This is a genomic window from Actinorectispora metalli (genome assembly GCF_056323685.1).
The window spans coordinates 518,032-535,233 of the sequence record NZ_JBREYE010000001.1; the positions used below are offsets into that span (position 1 = coordinate 518,032).

The window sequence follows — 17,202 nt, forward strand, 5'->3', positions numbered from 1 at the left end:
AAACCTCGGGGCAGTGCCGATAAGCTGGCCGGGGCTATCCGAGTAGGTCATAGCGCGTAACTCTCTGAGCAGGGAGTTCTATTGTCGGACCTGCCTCATGGTTAGCATGCCGAACGTCTTGGAGTTCCGCGGCTACGACCTAAGAGCAAGGTGCTCGATGTCCAACACTGCCGCGCACCACTACTGGCAGGAGGAGCCGCACGTGAGTGCACCCAAGCTTTCCTTGGTCACCGCCGACGCCACGGAGGTGAACACCGACGCGTTGATCATCGGGGTGATCCAGGGATCCGACGGACCGGAACTGGGGCCCGGCGCCGAGTCCGTCGACGAGGCCTTCGACGGCCGACTGGCCGAGACCCTCGCCGTCCTCGGCGCGACCGGGAAGGCCGACGAGGTCACCAAGCTTCCTGCGCGCACCGCGGGCGCGCAGTTCGTGGTGGCCGTCGGTCTCGGCGCGGCCGATGAGGACGGCGGGGTCACCGCCGAGCAGGTGCGCCGCGCCTCCGGTGCCGCCGCCCGCTCGCTGGGCGGCGTGGCGAAGGCCGCGACCGTGCTGGCAGGCCTCGACCTGGCCGCCGCGGTGGAGGGCACCCTGCTGGGCCGCTACACCTTCACCGAGTACAAGTCCGACAAGGGCAAAGACGCCGTCGGCGAGATCGAACTGCTGGTGCCCGACGCCAAGGACAAGCACGCCAAGGCGGTGCTGAAGCACTCCACGCTGATCGCCGAGGCCGTGATCACCGCCCGCGACTTCGTCAACACCCCGCCCAACGACCTGTACCCGGCGAGCTTCGCCGAGCGCGCCCAGAAGCTCGCCGCGGACGCGGGCATGGACGTCGAGGTGCTCGACGACAAGGCGCTGCGCAAGGGCGGCTTCGGCGGCATCCTCGGCGTCGGCCAGGGATCGGCGCGCCCGCCGCGGCTGGTCGTGTTGCGGCACAAGGGCCCCAAGGCGGCCAAGAAGGTCGCCATCGTCGGCAAGGGCATCACCTTCGACACCGGCGGCATCTCCATCAAGCCCGCCGCCAACATGGAGGAGATGACCTCCGACATGTCCGGCGCCGCGGCCGTGGTGGCCACCGCCGTGCTGGCCGCGAAGCTGAAGCTGCCGCTGGAGCTCAACGCGTTCGTGCCGATGGCGGAGAACATGCCCTCCGGCGACGCCTACCGGCCAGGTGACGTGCTGACCATGTACGGCGGCAAGACCGTCGAGGTGCAGAACACCGACGCCGAGGGCCGCCTGATCCTGGCCGATGCCATCACCAAGGCCTGCGAGGACGAGCCCGACTACCTGATCGAGACGTCCACCCTGACCGGCGCGCAGCTCATCGCGCTCGGCAAGCGCACGCCCGGCGTGATGGGCACCGACGAGTTCCGCGACCGCATCGCCGCGCTGTCCCAGGCCGCGGGCGAGGGCGCGTGGCCGATGCCGCTGCCCGACGAGCTTCGCCCCGACCTGGACTCGAAGCTGGCGGACCTGGCCAACATCACCGGCCACCGCTTCGGCGGCATGCTCGCCGCGGGCATCTTCCTCCGCGAGTTCGTCGCCGAGAACGTCCAGTGGGCGCATATCGACATCGCGGGACCGGCGTACAACACCGCCGGGGTGTGGGGCTACACCGGCAAGGGCGGCACCGGCGTCCCGGTCCGCACGCTCATCGCGGTGCTGGAGGACATCTCGGCCAACGGCTGAGCGCGTCCGGCGGGGTCGTGGGTGCTTCAACCGGGCACCCACGGCCCTTTTTCATGCCCGCCTGTGTGCCCCGGGCTGCCCGCATTCGACCGGTCTCAGCCGTCCTGCCGCTTGCGCAGCAGCCGTTGCCGCTCGGTGTAGTCGCGCATCCGCTTCGGGTAGCCCACCCGCTGCACCTCGTACACCGGAATGCGCAGCTTGCGGCCGAGCCGGTACGCGGCGTCCACGTCGGAGATGCGTCGACGCGTCCACTCACCGTCGTGTGCGATCAACACTACTGTGGTGTCGGTCACCGTGGTCTTGGGCTCGACGTAGGCCTCCACACCCTGGTGCTCGGCCGTCCAGCTCTCCAGATGAGTGGCGTCCTCGCTACTGGCCGCACGCAGCGTGCCAGGACGTTTGCGTCGAAATCGGTCTAACAGGCCCATCCGGCACCTCCCTGTCCCTACTCCGATGTTGCCAGGCCTCACCGACATCCAGCCGTGATCCAGAGGAAGTGGATATCGCCTCGAAACACTTGCGTCGCCCGCCACACAGCCCGCGTCGCGCGCACGTGGCCAGAAGTGACAAGATGGCGGATGCCGATCGCAACCTGGGGGATCGGCGAGTAGACCTGATCAGCCAACGATGCCTGGAGACCTCGTGACCGACACCTCCGCCGACCTGATCATCCTTGGCGGCGGCTCGGGCGGGTATGCGTGCGCGCTACGCGCCGCTCAGCTCGGCCTGTCCGTCGTCCTGGTGGAGAAGGACAAGCTCGGCGGCACCTGCCTGCACCGCGGATGCATCCCGACCAAGGCGCTGCTGCACGCGGCCGAGGTCGCCGACTCCGCACGCGAGGGCGACCAGTTCGGGGTCAAGTCCTCGCTCGAGGGCATCGACATCGCGGGCGTCAACTCCTACAAGGACGGCGTCACCAGCAGGCTCTACAAGGGCCTGCAGGGCCTGGTGAAGTCGCGCGGCATTACCTACGTGGAGGGCACCGGCCACTTCGCCGGTGGCACCACCGTCGAGGTGAACGGTGACCGCTACACCGGCAAGAACGTGGTGCTGGCCACCGGCTCCTACGCCCGCAGCCTGCCCGGCCTGGAGATCACCGGCCGGGTCATCACCAGTGACCAGGCCCTGAACCTTGACTTCGTGCCGAACAAGGTCGTGGTGCTGGGTGGTGGCGTGATCGGCGTGGAGTTCGCCAGCGTGTGGCGCTCCTTCGGCGCCGAGGTGCACATCGTCGAGGCGCTGCCGCGGCTGGTGCCCGCCGAGGACGAGTTCTGCTCCAAGCAGTTGGAGCGGGCCTTCCGCAAGCGCGGGATCAAGTTCTCCACCGGCGTGAAGTTCACCGGTGCCACCCAGACCGCCGACAGCGTCACGGTGGACCTGGAGGACGGCAAGCAGCTTGAGGCGGACCTCCTGCTGGTGGCGGTCGGCCGCGGCCCGAACAGCGCGGGCCACGGCTACGACGAGGCCGGGGTCACGATGGAGCGCGGGTTCGTGCTGGTGGACGAGAACCTCCAGACCAACCTGCCGAACGTCTACGCCGTCGGCGACCTGGTGCCGGGCCTTCAGCTCGCCCACCGCGGTTTCCAGCAGGGCATCTTCCTCGCGGAGAAGCTCGCGGGCCAGAGCCCCCGGATGATCGAGGACGCGGGCATCCCGCGGGTCACCTACTGCGAGCCCGAGGTCGCCTCCGTCGGCCTCACCGAGGCCGCGGCCAAGGAGAAGTTCGGCTCGGCCGAGACGCTGGTCTACGACCTCGGCGGCAACGGCAAGAGCCAGATCCTCAAGACCCAGGGCGCCATCAAGCTGGTCAAGTCCCCAGACGGTCCCGTCGTCGGCGTGCACATGGTGGGCGCGCGGGTCGGCGAACTGATCGGCGAGGCCCAGTTGATCTACAACTGGGAAGCACACGCGGACGACGTGGCGCCGCTGGTGCACGCACACCCCACCCAGAACGAGGCTCTCGGCGAGGCCCATCTCGCCCTGGCAGGCAAGCCGCTGCACGCGCACGGCTGACCCGGCCCGATAAGCCAAGCGAGCACTAAGCACGAGGAGTCAGGGAGAGATGGCCTTCTCCGTCCAGATGCCGGCACTCGGCGAGAGCGTCACCGAGGGAACCGTGACCCGGTGGCTCAAGCAGGAGGGCGACCGGGTCGAGCAAGACGAACCCTTGTTGGAGGTGTCCACCGACAAGGTCGACACCGAGATCCCCTCGCCCGCCGCGGGCGTCCTCCAGCGGATCGTGGTGAGTGAGGACGAGACCGTCGAGGTCGGCGCCGAGCTCGCGGTGATCGGTGACGGGGACAGCGCGCCCGCTCAGCAGCCGCAGCAGGAACAGCCGCAGCAGCAGAGCGCGCCCGACCCGCAGCCGGAGCCGCAGGCCGAGCCGGAGCCCGCCCCGCAGGCGCAGGCCCAGCCCGAGCCGCAGCAGCAGGAGCGGCCTCAGCAGGGCGGGGGTGGTGATGGCACCCCGATCACCATGCCGGTGCTCGGCGAGAGCGTCACCGAGGGCACCGTGACCCGCTGGCTGAAGCAGGTCGGCGACTCGGTGGCGGTGGACGAGCCGCTGCTGGAGGTCTCCACCGACAAGGTGGACACCGAGATCCCGTCGCCGGTTGCGGGCACGCTGCTGGAGATCAGCGTCAACGAGGACCAGACCGTCGAGGTCGGCGCCCAGCTGGCCGTCGTCGGCTCCGGCGCCCCGGCGCAGAGTGCCCCGGCGGAGAGTGCCCCGGCGGAGAGTGCCCCGGCGGAGAGCGCTCCGGCGCCCGCCCCGGAGCCGCAGCCCGCGCAGCAGCAGGCACCGCCGCAGCAGGCCCCCGCGCCCGCACCGCAGGCTCCCGCTCAGCAGCCGCAGGCCCCCGAGCCCGCGCAGGATGAGCAGGCGGAGTCCACCAACGGTGAGGCGCCGTACGTGACGCCGCTGGTGCGCAAGCTGGCCTCGCAGCACGGCATCGACCTGAATTCGCTGCGCGGCAGCGGCGTCGGCGGTCGCATCCGCAAGCAGGACGTGCTGGCCGCGGTGGACGCCGCCAAGGCCGCGGAGGAGCAGCGCAAGGCCGCCGAGCCGGTCCCTGCGCCCGCTGCCAAGTCCGGCGGAGCACCGGCACCGGCCAGGTCCGCCGCCCCGGCGTCTGAGCTGCGCGGCCGCACCGAGAAGCTGCCGCGGCTGCGGCAGATCGTCGCGCAGCGGACCCGCGAGTCGCTCCAGGCCTCCGCGCAGCTCACCCAGCTGTTCGAGGTGGACGTCACCAAGATCGCGCGGCTGCGGCAGCAGGCGAAGAAGAGCTTCGAGGCCCGTGAGGGCGCGAAGCTGACCTTCCTGCCGTTCTTCGCCAAGGCCACCGTCGAGGCGCTCAAGCAGCACCCGAAGCTCAACGCGTCGATCAACGAGGAGGCCAAGGAGGTCACCTACCACGGTGCCGAGCACCTGGGCATCGCGATCGACACCGAGCGCGGCCTGCTCAACGCGGTGATCCACAACGCGGGCGACCTGAACCTGGCCGGTCTCGCGCACAAGATCGCCGACCTGGCGGCGCGGGTGCGGGCCAACAAGGTCACGCCCGACGAGTTGGCGGGCGGCACCTTCTCGCTGACCAACCTGGGCAGCGGCGGCGCCCTGTCCGACACCCCGATCATCCTGCAGCCGCAGGTGGGCATCCTGGGCGTCGGCGCGGTCGTGAAGCGTCCGGTGGTGATCAGCGGCGAGGACGGCGACACCATCGCGGTGCGGTCGATGGTCTACCTGTCGCTGACCTACGACCACCGCCTGGTCGACGGTGCGGACGCGGGCCGCTTCCTCACCACGATCAAGCAGCGCCTGGAAGAGGGCGCTTTCGAGGCCGACCTCGGCCTGTAGCCATTCCCCGTCGACGGCCGTCCACCTCGTGGTGGGCGGCCGTTCGGCTGCGTGGGCCGGTGTCGTGCGGCAGGATCAAGGCATGCGAGTCGTCATTGCCGGTTCCTCCGGCCTGATCGGATCGGCGCTGATCGAGGAGTTGCGGGGGCACGGGCACGAGGTGCTGCGCCTGGTCCGCCGCCGCCCCAGCGCCCCCGACCAGCGCGGCTGGGACCCGCCCGCGGGCACCCTGGACGACGGTGCCTTGGACGGCGTCGAGGCCGTGATCAACCTGTGCGGCACCGGCATCGCCGACAAGCGGTGGTCGGCGGCCCGCAAGCAGGAACTCTGGGACTCCCGCATCACCCCCACCGAGGTGCTCGCCGAAGCCGTGGCAGAACGCGGCATCCCCACCCTGGTCAACGCCTCGGCGATCGGCTACTACGGCGATACCGGCGAGCGCGTCGTCGACGAGACCGCCCCCGCGGGCGAGGGCTTCGCCGCCGACCTGGTCCGAGGCTGGGAAGAAGCGGCCGACCCGGCCCGCGCCGCGGGCGCCCGGGTGGTGCACACCCGCAGCGGCCTGGTCCTTTCCCGTCGCGGCGGCCTGCTCGGCCCGCTGCGCCCCCTGTTCCGCTTCGCCTTGGGCGGCAGGCTCGGCAGCGGCAGGCAGTACATGTCCTGGATCGCCGAGTCCGACGAGGTGGCCGCGATCCGCTTCGCCATGGAGACCCCGGCGATCAGCGGCCCGGTCAACCTCACCGCCCCCAATCCGGTCACCAACGCCGAGTTCACCGCGGCGCTCGGGCGAGCCGTCCACCGCCCCGCACCGTGGGTGGTCCCCGGCTTCGCGTTGAAGCTGGCGCTGGGTGAACTCGCCGAGGAAGGCGTCTTGGCGGGCCAGCGGGTGACCCCCGCGGCCCTGACATCGGCGGGCTTCACCTTCACCCACCCCACCATCGACACCGCACTGTCCGCCGCGACCTGACACCCCATTCCACGGCGAGTTATCCACAACCGCCCCGCTTATCCACAGCTCCCGCGAAATCGCAAGCGCCGACCGAAACTCGCCGATAGGGTTGACCAGGGGTCGCCCCCCGGGCGGGCGGGGGCTGTGCTTGGTGCGGCGTGACTGTGTCGCCGCAGGTAACGGCGTGGTGGGGCGCGGGTAAAGTCGTGGCGTGAGCCTTGAGACGTCGTGTCGTGAGTCAGCCGAGCCGGTCGTGATCCGCCACCTCGGGATGATCGACTACCTGGAAGCCTGGGAACTCCAGCGCAGGCAGGTCGCCGCCCGCGCCGAGGGCACCGCGCCGGACACGCTGTTCCTGCTGGAGCACCACTCCGTCTACACCGCGGGCAAGCGCACCTCGCCCGAGGACCGCCCGCAGGACGGCACGCCGGTCATCGACGTCGACCGCGGCGGCAAGATCACCTGGCACGGGCCCGGTCAGCTCACCGGCTACCCCATCGTCAAGCTGGACCCGATCGACGTTGTCGACTTCGTGCGCCGCCTCGAACAGGCCCTCATGCAGATCTGCGACGAACTCGGCGTGACCGGCACCGGCCGCGTCGAGGGCCGCAGCGGCGTCTGGCTGCCCGCCGACGACACCCGCCGGGAACGCAAGATCGCCGCCATCGGGCTCCGCGTCCAGCGCGGCATCACCATGCACGGCTTCGAGATCAACTGCAACGCCGACCCCGCGGTCTGGGACAAGATCATCCCCTGCGGCATCGCCGACGCGGGCGTCACCTCCCTCACCCAGGAACTGGGCCGCGACGTCACTGTCGCCGAGGTCATCCCGATCGCCGAACGCGCCATGCTCGCGGCCATCGACGGCACCCTCCCGGTAGCCACCCGCGACATCCCCCGGCCCACGCCCACCACGGCCCCCGGCATCACCTTCGACCTGGCGCCTGCTCGCTGAACAAGCCGGCTCGCCAGAACCGCGTCATGACGCCGCAGGGCGACATCACGTCCCCGCGCGGCGACACCATGACCTCCTGGGGCGTAACCCGGCGGATCACCGCACTCACGTGAGTGCGTGCCTGTGAGGTCGCGGCACGCACCGGACTGCGCAAGATCGCCCGTCCGCGGGCGTGTCGGGAGTCAGGCTTGTGACTTGTGCGGCATCGGCCGTGAGGACGACCCGCCCCATCCGTAGCCACCACGTACCAAACGTGACAACCACTTGTACCGGCGCTGGTCGGGGCCCCGGCGACGCTGATCGCTCAGCGTCGGCGGCGGGACCGGTGGCGGGATGGGCGGCGCGAGCGATCCTCGTCGTCGTCCGCCTCATCCGGAGCGTCCGCAGCGCCGCGGCACAGCCCGTCGAGCACCGTTTCGAGGATCAGACCGACCTCGGCGCTCATCTTCTTCGGATCGGAGGCCTCGGCGATCGCCGCCGCGCCTGCCGAGAGGGAGCCGAAGAAGATCCTGGTCAGCGGCTCGGCGGGGAGCTCCTCCATCAATCCGGAGGTCGCCAGGCTCTCGATCGTCTGGCGCACCAGACCGTAGGTGAAATGGTTCTCGGCCTCGCGCCAACGCTCCCAGCCCATCACCACCGGCGCCTCATGGACCACGATGCGCTGGTACGAGGGGTCCAGGCAGACCTTCAGGTAGGCCCGGAGGGCGTTACGCACCGTTTCGAGAGCGTTCTCACCCGCGGAAACAATCTTTGAGAGCTTCTCTACGACATCGGTTTCCACGGCGTCGAAAGCGGCCTCGAACAGAGCTTGCTTGCCACCGAAGTGGTGGTAGAGCGCGCCCTTGGTCACCCGAGCCTTATTGGCCACCTCGTCAAGGGAGGTACCGGCATAGCCCTTCTTCGTGAAGAGCTCGATAGCACTCGCCACCAGCGCTTTTCTGGTGCTTTCCGAGTACTCCAGCCGCCTTGGGCGTGTTGTCACCACGCTCACAAGACTAAGCCATACCCAAAGTACGTACTCGCGGTATGCTTCACTCGTAGGTACATACCGGCGGTATGGCCCACACCACGGGTATGACCGCCGACACAAGAAAGGAGGCGAGCGATGGGTTGGACCGACTTCTACCAGCGTCGTGAGATCACCCAGGCCGTACTGAGCCGCGCCGCCCGGAATCCCGCGGGGTCTCTCCCCTTCGATGAGATTCCCGGTGCCGCCGAGCACTTCAAGACTCCGGCCGGACTCCTGCTCGCTCTGCAGTACAAGTGGATGCAGCAGCTGACCGGCATGGTCGGCGTCGCACTGGAGGACGCCACCGACGACACCGTCGAGGCTGTCTCCGCGGCCTGGCGCGCGCTGGCCAGGGACCAGTGGGTGCTGCGCACCGTGCTGGACGCCAACACCGACACCGACGACGAGTCGCTGGCCGAGGCCATCACCCGCGAGGGCCGCTTCCTCGCGCTGGCCGCGGGCCTGGTCACGCCGTTCGAAAGCCCGGCGGAGATCGACCGCGTCGGCAAGGCATTCCTCGGCCTGCTGCGCATGCCGAGCAGGGTGGACGCGGACCGGATGGCCCGCGCCTGACCCTGGCGCGGCTGATGACCGACGGGTAGGCATAGCGCATGGCGAAGTGGACCGCGAACGACGCGCCCGACCAGTCGGGCCGCACGGTTCTGATCACGGGCGCGAACTCGGGTCTCGGGCTCGCCTGCGCTACCACCCTGGCCGAGAGGGGCGCGCGGGTGCTGCTGGCCTGCCGCTCCACAGAGCGGGGAACCCAGGCACTGGAGAAGGTGCTGGCCAGCGGCGGCGACGCGGAGTTGGTGCGGCTCGACCTCGCCGACGACTCCGCGGTGGACGAAGCCGCCGCGCAGGTCAGGGAGCGCACCGGAGACCGCCTGGATGTCCTGATCAACAACGCCGGCGTGATGGGCCCGCCGCTGCAGCGCACCGAGGGGGGCGCCGAGCTGCAGCTGGCCACGAACCACCTCGGCCACGCGGCGTTGACCTGGCGACTGATGCCCGCGCTGCGCAACTCGCCCGCCGGACGGGTGGTGACGATCTCCAGCATCGCGCACCGCAGTCCGGGCTTCGATATCACCGATCTGAACTTCGAGCACCGCGCGTACCGAGCGTGGACGGCATATGCCCAGTCCAAACTGGCCAACCTGCTGTTCGCCTTCGAGCTGGACCGCAAGCTGAAGCAGACCGGCACCAGCGTGACCAGCGTCGCGGCCCATCCCGGTTCGACCGAGACCGAACTCGGCACCACGATGGGCCGCGCGCATGGTCGCGTGCTGCTCGCCGCAGTCAAGGCGTTCAACGTCTTCGGCACCCAGTCGGTGGAGCAAGGCAGCCTGCCGCAGCTCTACGCGGCGACCATGCCCGACGTCCGGGGCGGCGACTTCTGGGGCCCGAGCGGCCCCGGCGAACTGTTCGGCGCCCCCAAACGGGTTCGTGCCCGCAGTGCCGCCTACAACCTCGACCTGGCCCGCCGCCTCTGGCTGCTCACCGCCGAACTCACCGGTACCAACCCCGACCCCGCCTGAGCCCGTGGGTTCGGCACCCAAACCGCGAAGTGACACCGGTTATTCCAGGGTTTGGGCCGCTGGACCGGAGAAGTAGCGGCGCGAGGCGTTACCGACGAGTGAATGCTCGGTTGTGGATGGTGAAGGCGTAAGGTGGAGCGGTGACCGTCGCACCTGAGGGACGCAAGCTGCTCCGGTTGGAGGCTCGCAACAGCGAGACCCCGATCGAGAAGAAGCCTTCGTGGATCAAGACCAGGGCCAAGATGGGGCCGGAGTTCACCGAGCTGAAAAGCCTGGTCCGGCGGGAAGGCCTGCACACGGTCTGCGAGGAAGCGGGCTGCCCCAACATCTATGAGTGCTGGGAAGACCGTGAGGCCACCTTCCTCATCGGCGGGGAGCAGTGCACCCGGCGCTGCGACTTCTGCCAGATCGACACCGGCAAGCCCGCCGCCCTCGACCGCGACGAACCGCGCCGGGTCGCCGAGTCGGTGCAGGCCATGGGCCTGCGCTACTCCACAGTCACCGGCGTCGCCAGGGACGACCTGCCCGACGGCGGGGCCTGGCTCTACGCCGAGACGGTCCGCCAGATCCACGCGCTCAACCCCGGCACCGGCGTCGAACTGCTGATCCCGGACTTCAACGCCGACCCCGCGCAGTTGGCCGAGGTGTTCGAGTCCCGGCCGGAGGTGTTGGCGCACAACCTGGAGACCGTGCCGCGGATCTTCCGCCGCATCCGGCCCGGCTTCCGATACGAGCGCTCGCTGGAGGTCATCACCCGTGCCCGCGAGTTCGGCCTGGTCACCAAGTCGAACCTGATCCTGGGCATGGGCGAGACGCCGGAGGAGGTCAGCGAGGCGCTGGCCGACCTGCACGGGGCGGGCTGCGAGATCATCACGATCACCCAGTACCTGCGGCCGAGCAAGCGGCACCACCCGGTGGAGCGGTGGGTCAAGCCGGAGGAGTTCATCGAGCACACCCGGACCGCCGAGGACCTGGGCTTCTCGGGTGTGATGGCCGGTCCGCTGGTGCGTTCCTCCTACCGCGCGGGCAAGCTCTACGCCCAGACCGTCCGCAAGCGCGGCGAGGAACTGCCCGCCAACCTGGCCCATCTCACCGAGTCGGGCCCCGCCGCGCAGGAAGCCTCGGCGCTGCTCGCCCGGTAGTGACTTCCCGTCGTCAAGGGAGTCCATTTTCGCGCACCCGGCTGCTAAGCTACCGCTAAGTAACATAGGCGGAGGTGCGCGGATGTCCCAGGTCGTCGAACTGTACGAACGGGCGTTGAAGGTCCCGGTGATCGGGCGCAGGCTGTTCTCGGTGGTCTTCTCGCTGAAGGCGCCCTACTTCCGCACCGTGCGGCCGTACTTCACCGAACTCCGGCCGCACTACTGCGAGCTGAAGCTGCCCAAGCGCTGGTCGGTGCACAACCACATCGGCACCGTGCACGCCATCGCGGTCTGCAACGGGTTGGAGGCCGCCATGGGCGGGCTGGCCGAGGCCACCACCCCGCAGGGCAAGCGCTGGATCCCCAAGTCCATGCAGGTCAACTACACCGCCAAGGCCAGCTCGGACCTCGTCTGCGTCGCCGAGACCGACCCGGCGGACTGGGCCGAGGGCGGCGAGGTGCCGGTCCGGGTCCGCGCCGAACGCACCGACGGCACCGTGGTCACCGAGGGCACCATCACCATCTGGGTCAGCGACAAGCCCAAGAAGCCCTGACCGAACGCTCGGGTAGCCGTCGCGTAGGCGCGAGGCGGGCGCCGTATCCTGACAGGTATGGCAGCGAAGCAGGACAAGGCGGCCGCCAAGGCCGCGTCACAGGCGAAGCGCGCGGAGTCGCGGGCGCGTCGCAAGCAGATCTTCGAGGCGTTCAAGATGCAGCGCCGCGAGGACAAGTGGCTTCTCCCGCTGATGCTGCTGGCCGTGATCGGCGCGGCCGCGGCCGCCTTCGGCATCGGCTTCATCTGGGGTGTGCACTGGCTGGTGCTTCCGCTGGGTGTCGCGATCGGACTGCTGCTGGCCGTGGTCATCTTCGGCCGCCGCGTGCAGCGCAATGTCTACGGCAAGGCCGAGGGCCAGCCGGGCGCCGCGGGCTGGGCGCTGGACAACATGCGCGGCAAGTGGCAGGTCACCCAGGCCGTGGCGGGCACCACCCAGCTTGACGTGGTGCACCGCGTGATCGGCCGCCCCGGGGTCGTGCTGGTCGCCGAGGGCGCTGCGCACCGGGTGAAGGGCCTGCTCGCGCAGGAGAAGAAGCGCATCGCCCGGCTGATCGGCGAGACGCCCATCTACGACGTGATCGTCGGCAACGACGAGAACCAGGTGCCGCTGCGCAGGTTGCAGCAGCACCTCGCCAAACTGCCGCGCAACATCAGCAGCGCCCAGGTGGTGACCATCGAGAAGCGGCTGGCCGCCCTCCAGGGCAAGGGCGCCGCGATGCCGAAGGGCCCGCTGCCGCAGGGCGCCAAGATGCGCAACGTGCAGCGAACAATTCGGAGGCGCTGACCGTCGCATCGGCGCTACCGTGCCGTCCGTGACGAGCACCGACGCGTTGTTGCGCAGGATCGAACGAGCCAGGCTGACCGGCCTGGGCCGGGTCCGCGAGGTCGTTCCCGCGGGCCCCTTCACGGCCTTGCTCAACCCCGGTGCCCCGGAGGCCTTCAACTACGCGGTGCTCGCGGACTTCGATGCCACCGAATCCCAGGTCGCCGACGCCATCGAACCGCTACGCGCGGCTTTCGCACCGAACCCGGTCCGGCTGGAACTGGTCGAGGACCTCAACCCCGCGGTGGTCGGCCCGCTGGAAGCGGCGGGCATCACCGTCGAGCGGCGGGTGCCGATCATGATCGGCGACCCGGCCGCGATGGCGCCGCCGCGACTGCCCGAGCAGGTCGAGATCACCGTGGTGGCCACCGACGAGGAGATGGCGACGGCGCACGCGGTGGCCAACACCGCGTTCGGCGTGGAGGGCCCCGGCACGAGCCCGGTGCCCGCATCGCACCGCGACGGCGGCGCGGTGCTCCTGCACTGGGACGGCATCCCGGTGGCCACCACGTGGTGGACCGCGGTAGAGGACGGGGTCACCGAGATCGCCGGGGTCGCCACGTTGTCGGAGTACCGGCGGCGCGGGCTCGGCGGCCTGGTGACGGCCGCGGCCGTGTTCCGCTCGGCCGAACTGGCCGGGGTGGGCCTGCCGTGGCTCACGCCGGGCCACGACGACGCCTGCCGGGTGTACGAGCGGGTCGGCTTCACCCGAGTCGCCACCGCGGTGCACCTGGTGGAGATCCGTCCGAACGAGACTCAAGACCAGCAAGAAGGGTGACGCCCGGCGGACCGCCCCGTCCTACGCTGAACGATCATGGACCTCAACCCGCTCGCGGTGCTCGTCGCGACCGTCGTCGGCTTCGGAATCGGCGCGCTCTGGTACGCCCCGCCGGTGTTCGGCAAGCTGTGGCAGCAGCTTTCCGGGGTGACCCCCACCGGCAAGTCCATCGCCCCGGCCATGATCGGCAGCTTCCTCGCCACGCTGGTCGGCGCGCTGCTGCTGGCGTACTCGCTCGGCACCGAGGTCGGCCCCGGCCACGGCGCGCTGGCCGGGCTGCTGATCGGCGTGGCCTGGATCAGCACCAGCTTCGTGATCACCTACCTGTACGAGGGCAAACCGCTCGCGCTGGCGGCGGTCAACGGCGGCTACCTCACCGTCGCCTACACCGCCATGGGCGCGGTGATCGGCTGGATCGGCTGAGCCGCCGCCGCGCGCTGGGCTAGTGTCGAAGGACGATGCCGGGCTGTCCTCGGGGGAACGCGTGCCAGCAGATCAACGTCGGATCCGCCCGGTCCGGCGGCCGAAGACCGACGCCGCGACCGAGCGCCCCGACGTGATCCCGCCCGCGCCGCTGACCAGTTTCCTCGGCCGCACCGACGACCCGCGTCGGCCGGCCGAGCTGACCGGCGCCCACCGGCTGGTCACGCTGACCGGGCCCGGCGGCACCGGCAAACCCGGCTGATCGACGAGTGGCCCGGGATGAGTGAGCGGCTTAATCGGTGCGGTCAGTGGGCGCGCTTTGGGCAGAATGCAGGCGTGGCCATCCGCATCAACCTGCTCGGCCCGCTGGAGATCCGTGATCCCGGCGGGGCGGAGGTGGTCGTCGCGGGCAAGCGGCTGCGAGCGCTGATCGCGTTGCTCGCGCTGGATGCGGGCGGGGTGGTGCCGTTTCCGCGGCTGGTCGACGGGCTGTGGCCGCAGGACCCGCCGCGGGAGGCCGCGAACGCGCTCCAGACGCTGGTCTCCCGGGCGCGGCGCGCGGTGCCGGGACTGTCGATCGTGGCCGAGCCGACCGGATACCGGCTGGACGTGCCGCCGGAGAACGTCGACCTGCACCGCTTCGAGCAACTGGTGGCGGGGCTGGGCAACGGCGCGCGGGACAAGGGCGGACTCGCCAGGTCGGCACTCGCGCTGTGGCGCGGGCCCGCGCTCGCGGACCTGGCCGAGACCGAGATCGCGGTGCCGGTGGTAGCGCGGCTGGAGGCTCTGCGGCTGGACGCCGTCGAGGAGCACTTCGCCGCCGAACTGGACGCGGGCAACGCCGCGCACGTGGTCGGTGAGCTCACCGAACTGGTGGCCGCGCAACCCCTGCGGGAGGGCCTGCACCGCACGCTGATCCGCGCGCACCGGGCGGCGGGCCGTCAGGCCGAAGCGCTGGCCGCCTACGACCGGATGCGCCGGGCGCTCGCCGAGGAGCTGGGCATCGACCCCTCCCCCGAGTCCCAGGCGCTGCACCTGGAACTGCTGCACGCGGTGCCGCCGCCGCGCAGGCGCGCAGGCCTGCCCGCCGCGCTGACCAGCTTCGTCGGCCGCACCGACGATCTGCGCACCGTCGACAAGCTGACCCAGGCGAGCAGGCTGGTCACGCTGACCGGACCCGGCGGCTCCGGCAAGACCCGGCTGGCCGTCGAGTTCGCCAGGACCGCGGGCCCGGCCTGTCTGGTCGAACTGGCGGGTCTGACCGATCCGGAGATGCTGCCGCTGGCCGTGCTGGACGCACTCGGCCTGCGCGAGGCGCGGCTGGTGCCGCGGCACCAGCCGCAGGAGGGCATCAGCCCGACCGAGCGGCTGTTGCAGGCGCTGCACGAGGCCGACCTGCTGCTGATCATGGACAACTGCGAGCACCTCATCGACGCGGCGGCGGTGCTGGTCGGCGAACTGCTGACCGGCTGCCCCCGGTTGACCGTGCTGGCCACCAGCCGAGAACCGCTGGGCATCACCGGCGAGACGCTGTGGCCGGTGCGGCCGTTGGCCGTGCCCGCACGCGGTGCCTCGGAATCGGAGGCGGTCACGGCGTCCGCCATCAGGCTGTTCGCCGACCGGGCCGACGCGGTGTCGCCGTCGTTCCGGCTGGATGAGTCGACGGTGGATCTGGTGGTGGAGATCTGCCGGGAACTGGACGGCATCCCGCTGGCCATCGAGTTGGCCGCGGCCCGGCTGCGTTCGCTGCCGCTGCCGCAGGTCGCGCACCGGCTGTCGGACCGGTTCGCGCTGCTCACCGCGGGCAGCCGGACCGCGCTGTCCCGGCACCAGACGCTGCGTGCGGTCATCGAGTGGAGCTGGGACCTGCTCACCGAACCGGAACGGGTGCTGGCCCGCAGGCTGGGGATCTTCCCCTCGGGGGCCTCGCTGGACGCGGTCCGGGCGGTCGGCGGGCCTGCCGCGGAGGACCTGCTGTCCTCGCTGGTGGAGAAATCGCTGCTGCTGGTGGAACAGCAGAACGGGCAGCCCCGGTACCGGATGCTGGCCACGATCCGCGCCTACGCCCTGGAGCGGTGCCGGGCGGCGGGCGAGGAGGACGGGCTGCGCAGGATGCACGCCGAGTTCTTCACCGACCTCGCGGTGAGCTGCGAGCCGATGTTCGAAGGCCGCGAGCAGATCGCGGCGCTGGATCTGTTTGGCACCGAACACGACAATCTGCACGCCGCGCTGGCCTGGGCCATCGACACCGGCGACGCCGACCTGACCTGGCGGTTGGCCCCGGCGCTCGGCTGGTACTGGATACTGCGGGCCCGAGGCGGCGATGCCAACGTGCTGGTCAACCGCGCGCTGGCCCGCTGGGAGGGCGCGAAGACCGTCGGCTACGCCGAGGTGATGTCGGTGGCGGCCATGCTGGCGCTGAGCCAGGACCACTTCGACGATGGTCTCGAGCGGTTCACCGTGCTGCGCGAACTGATCGGCGAACTGCCCGCCGAGGAGGTCCGACGCAGCACCTGGCTGGTGGTCGTCGAGCCGATGAGCGATATGTTCTCCGGCCGCGACGAGGAGGCGCTGGTGAAGCTGGAGCGCCTGCTGACGCATGAGGACCCCTCGATCAGGGCGTCCGCGCTGGGCTGGAGCGGGCATGTGATGGTCAACCTCGGCCGGCCCGCGGAGGCGGAGGCGCGGATGGCTGCGGCGCTGCGGGCATCGCAGGAGCTGGGCAACCTGTGGAGCGAGGTGCACGTCCGGATCGGCCTGGCCGAACTGGCCGCGCTGTCCGACCGGCCGCGGGAGGCGATTGAGCAGCTTGGCGTCGTGCTGCGACACGTTGCCGAGCTGCGTGCCGCCGAGGAGCAGCCGTTCGTGTTGCTGCGCAGAGGGATTCTGCACGCGGGCCTGGGTGATTTCGCCGCCGCCGAGCGGGACGTGGCCAGGAGCCTGGAGCTGGCGCACGACCTCGGGCTGCCCGAGTACCAGGCGGCGGGGGTGGCCGCGTGTATCGACCTGGCCCGCTGGCGGGGCAGGCTGTCGGAGGCCAAGGGCTTGGCCGCGGCCGACGGCTACCGGCCGGTCAGCGGCACCGGCTTCAACTTCGGCTGGATCTGGCTGCAGGCAGCCAAGGCGCGAGTGGCGCTCGCCGACGGCGATATGCCCGCCGCCCGCGGGCTGCTGACGGCGTGCGGGGAGGCGGTCCTGCCCACCAGGGACGGGCCGGTGATCGCCGAACAGCTTGGCACCTCGCTCGCCATGGCCGCCGGGGTGGAGGGCCGCTTCACCGAGGCCGCGGAACTGCTGGGCACGGCCCAGCTGGTGGGCGGGATGCACGGGCCGACGACCCCCGACAGCAGGCGGCTGCACGACGATCTCACCGACGCGCTGGGCGCGGAGGCACTGGCCGCGGCGCTGGCCAGGGGCCGCGGCCGCACCCGCGCCGACGCCCTCGCCGCGCTGAAGGACGCACTGCGCTGACCGCGCGGTG

At 70.6% G+C, this 17,202-nt stretch carries 16 protein-coding genes; 14 read left to right on the forward strand and 2 right to left on the reverse strand.

Features of this window, described 5'->3' with window-relative positions; translation table 11 throughout:
- Window positions 1-202 precede the first annotated feature (202 nt).
- On the forward strand, window positions 203-1,693 hold the full coding sequence (locus ACU6XJ_RS02420; RefSeq protein ID WP_476313772.1) for a leucyl aminopeptidase: 1,491 nt from the start codon (window positions 203-205) through the stop codon (window positions 1,691-1,693).
- Between the two features lie 95 nt (window positions 1,694-1,788).
- On the opposite strand, the gene ACU6XJ_RS02425 is transcribed toward ACU6XJ_RS02420, so the two are convergent.
- The gene (locus ACU6XJ_RS02425) at window positions 1,789-2,121 is read right to left on the reverse strand and encodes an oxidoreductase (protein WP_476306394.1); all 333 of its coding nucleotides are present in this window, start codon (window positions 2,119-2,121) and stop codon (window positions 1,789-1,791) included.
- Between the two features lie 214 nt (window positions 2,122-2,335).
- Between ACU6XJ_RS02425 and lpdA the strand changes: the two genes are divergently transcribed.
- The 4 genes from lpdA (at window position 2,336) to lipB (ending at window position 7,453) form a co-directional block, all read left to right on the forward strand.
- Window positions 2,336-3,706, forward strand: a complete 1,371-nt coding sequence (lpdA, locus tag ACU6XJ_RS02430) for a dihydrolipoyl dehydrogenase (protein WP_476306396.1) — start codon at window positions 2,336-2,338, stop codon at window positions 3,704-3,706.
- 49 nt (window positions 3,707-3,755) lie between these two features.
- Complete coding sequence (gene sucB, locus ACU6XJ_RS02435; protein WP_476306399.1) at window positions 3,756-5,549, forward strand: 2-oxoglutarate dehydrogenase, E2 component, dihydrolipoamide succinyltransferase; 1,794 nt, start codon at window positions 3,756-3,758, stop codon at window positions 5,547-5,549.
- An 82-nt stretch (window positions 5,550-5,631) separates the two neighbouring features.
- Window positions 5,632-6,516, forward strand: coding sequence for a TIGR01777 family oxidoreductase (locus ACU6XJ_RS02440; RefSeq protein ID WP_476306402.1), 885 nt, complete (start codon window positions 5,632-5,634; stop codon window positions 6,514-6,516).
- Window positions 6,517-6,709: 193 nt separating this feature from the next.
- Window positions 6,710-7,453 carry a lipoyl(octanoyl) transferase LipB gene (gene lipB / locus ACU6XJ_RS02445; protein WP_476306404.1) on the forward strand — a complete coding sequence of 248 codons (744 nt, stop codon included), beginning with the start codon at window positions 6,710-6,712 and terminating at the stop codon, window positions 7,451-7,453.
- Between the two features lie 304 nt (window positions 7,454-7,757).
- Here the strand turns inward: lipB and ACU6XJ_RS02450 are convergent, their stop codons facing one another.
- The gene (locus tag ACU6XJ_RS02450; RefSeq protein ID WP_476306406.1) at window positions 7,758-8,444 is read right to left on the reverse strand and encodes a TetR/AcrR family transcriptional regulator; all 687 of its coding nucleotides are present in this window, start codon (window positions 8,442-8,444) and stop codon (window positions 7,758-7,760) included.
- Window positions 8,445-8,558: 114 nt separating this feature from the next.
- Between ACU6XJ_RS02450 and ACU6XJ_RS02455 the strand changes: the two genes are divergently transcribed.
- The 9 genes from ACU6XJ_RS02455 to ACU6XJ_RS02495 all read left to right on the forward strand — a co-directional run bounded on the left by ACU6XJ_RS02455 (window position 8,559) and on the right by ACU6XJ_RS02495 (window position 17,192).
- Window positions 8,559-9,035 (forward strand): hypothetical protein, encoded by a 477-nt coding sequence (locus ACU6XJ_RS02455; RefSeq protein ID WP_476306408.1) that lies wholly within the window; start codon window positions 8,559-8,561, stop codon window positions 9,033-9,035.
- Between the two features lie 38 nt (window positions 9,036-9,073).
- Window positions 9,074-10,000 (forward strand): oxidoreductase, encoded by a 927-nt coding sequence (locus ACU6XJ_RS02460; RefSeq protein ID WP_476306410.1) that lies wholly within the window; start codon window positions 9,074-9,076, stop codon window positions 9,998-10,000.
- A 140-nt stretch (window positions 10,001-10,140) separates the two neighbouring features.
- Window positions 10,141-11,142 carry a lipoyl synthase gene (gene lipA, locus ACU6XJ_RS02465; RefSeq protein ID WP_476306412.1) on the forward strand — a complete coding sequence of 334 codons (1,002 nt, stop codon included), beginning with the start codon at window positions 10,141-10,143 and terminating at the stop codon, window positions 11,140-11,142.
- 82 nt (window positions 11,143-11,224) lie between these two features.
- Window positions 11,225-11,695 carry a hotdog fold domain-containing protein gene (locus ACU6XJ_RS02470; protein ID WP_476306415.1) on the forward strand — a complete coding sequence of 157 codons (471 nt, stop codon included), beginning with the start codon at window positions 11,225-11,227 and terminating at the stop codon, window positions 11,693-11,695.
- A 57-nt stretch (window positions 11,696-11,752) separates the two neighbouring features.
- A complete protein-coding gene (locus tag ACU6XJ_RS02475; RefSeq protein ID WP_476306418.1) occupies window positions 11,753-12,481 on the forward strand; it encodes a DUF4191 domain-containing protein in 729 nt (242 codons plus the stop codon).
- 28 nt (window positions 12,482-12,509) lie between these two features.
- Complete coding sequence (locus ACU6XJ_RS02480; protein WP_476306420.1) at window positions 12,510-13,298, forward strand: GNAT family N-acetyltransferase; 789 nt, start codon at window positions 12,510-12,512, stop codon at window positions 13,296-13,298.
- Between the two features lie 36 nt (window positions 13,299-13,334).
- Window positions 13,335-13,721 carry a DUF1761 domain-containing protein gene (locus ACU6XJ_RS02485; RefSeq protein WP_476306422.1) on the forward strand — a complete coding sequence of 129 codons (387 nt, stop codon included), beginning with the start codon at window positions 13,335-13,337 and terminating at the stop codon, window positions 13,719-13,721.
- A 61-nt stretch (window positions 13,722-13,782) separates the two neighbouring features.
- Window positions 13,783-13,983: a hypothetical protein gene (locus ACU6XJ_RS02490; RefSeq protein ID WP_476306425.1), complete on the forward strand. Its 201-nt coding sequence runs from the start codon at window positions 13,783-13,785 to the stop codon at window positions 13,981-13,983.
- A 74-nt stretch (window positions 13,984-14,057) separates the two neighbouring features.
- Window positions 14,058-17,192: an ATP-binding protein gene (locus ACU6XJ_RS02495; protein ID WP_476306427.1), complete on the forward strand. Its 3,135-nt coding sequence runs from the start codon at window positions 14,058-14,060 to the stop codon at window positions 17,190-17,192.
- The last annotated feature ends 10 nt before the right edge of the window (window positions 17,193-17,202 follow it).

Bases quoted from the DNA above. Each gene is read 5' to 3' on its own strand.
- ACU6XJ_RS02425 (WP_476306394.1), bottom strand. From the start codon at position 2,121: ATGGGCCTGTTAGACCGATTTCGACGCAAACGTCCTGGCACGCTGCGT.
- sucB (WP_476306399.1), top strand. From the start codon at position 3,756: ATGGCCTTCTCCGTCCAGATGCCGGCACTCGGCGAGAGCGTCACCGAG.
- ACU6XJ_RS02440 (WP_476306402.1), top strand. From the start codon at position 5,632: ATGCGAGTCGTCATTGCCGGTTCCTCCGGCCTGATCGGATCGGCGCTG.
- ACU6XJ_RS02455 (WP_476306408.1), top strand. From the start codon at position 8,559: ATGGGTTGGACCGACTTCTACCAGCGTCGTGAGATCACCCAGGCCGTA.
- ACU6XJ_RS02460 (WP_476306410.1), top strand. From the start codon at position 9,074: ATGGCGAAGTGGACCGCGAACGACGCGCCCGACCAGTCGGGCCGCACG.
- ACU6XJ_RS02470 (WP_476306415.1), top strand. From the start codon at position 11,225: ATGTCCCAGGTCGTCGAACTGTACGAACGGGCGTTGAAGGTCCCGGTG.
- ACU6XJ_RS02475 (WP_476306418.1), top strand. From the start codon at position 11,753: ATGGCAGCGAAGCAGGACAAGGCGGCCGCCAAGGCCGCGTCACAGGCG.
- ACU6XJ_RS02485 (WP_476306422.1), top strand. From the start codon at position 13,335: ATGGACCTCAACCCGCTCGCGGTGCTCGTCGCGACCGTCGTCGGCTTC.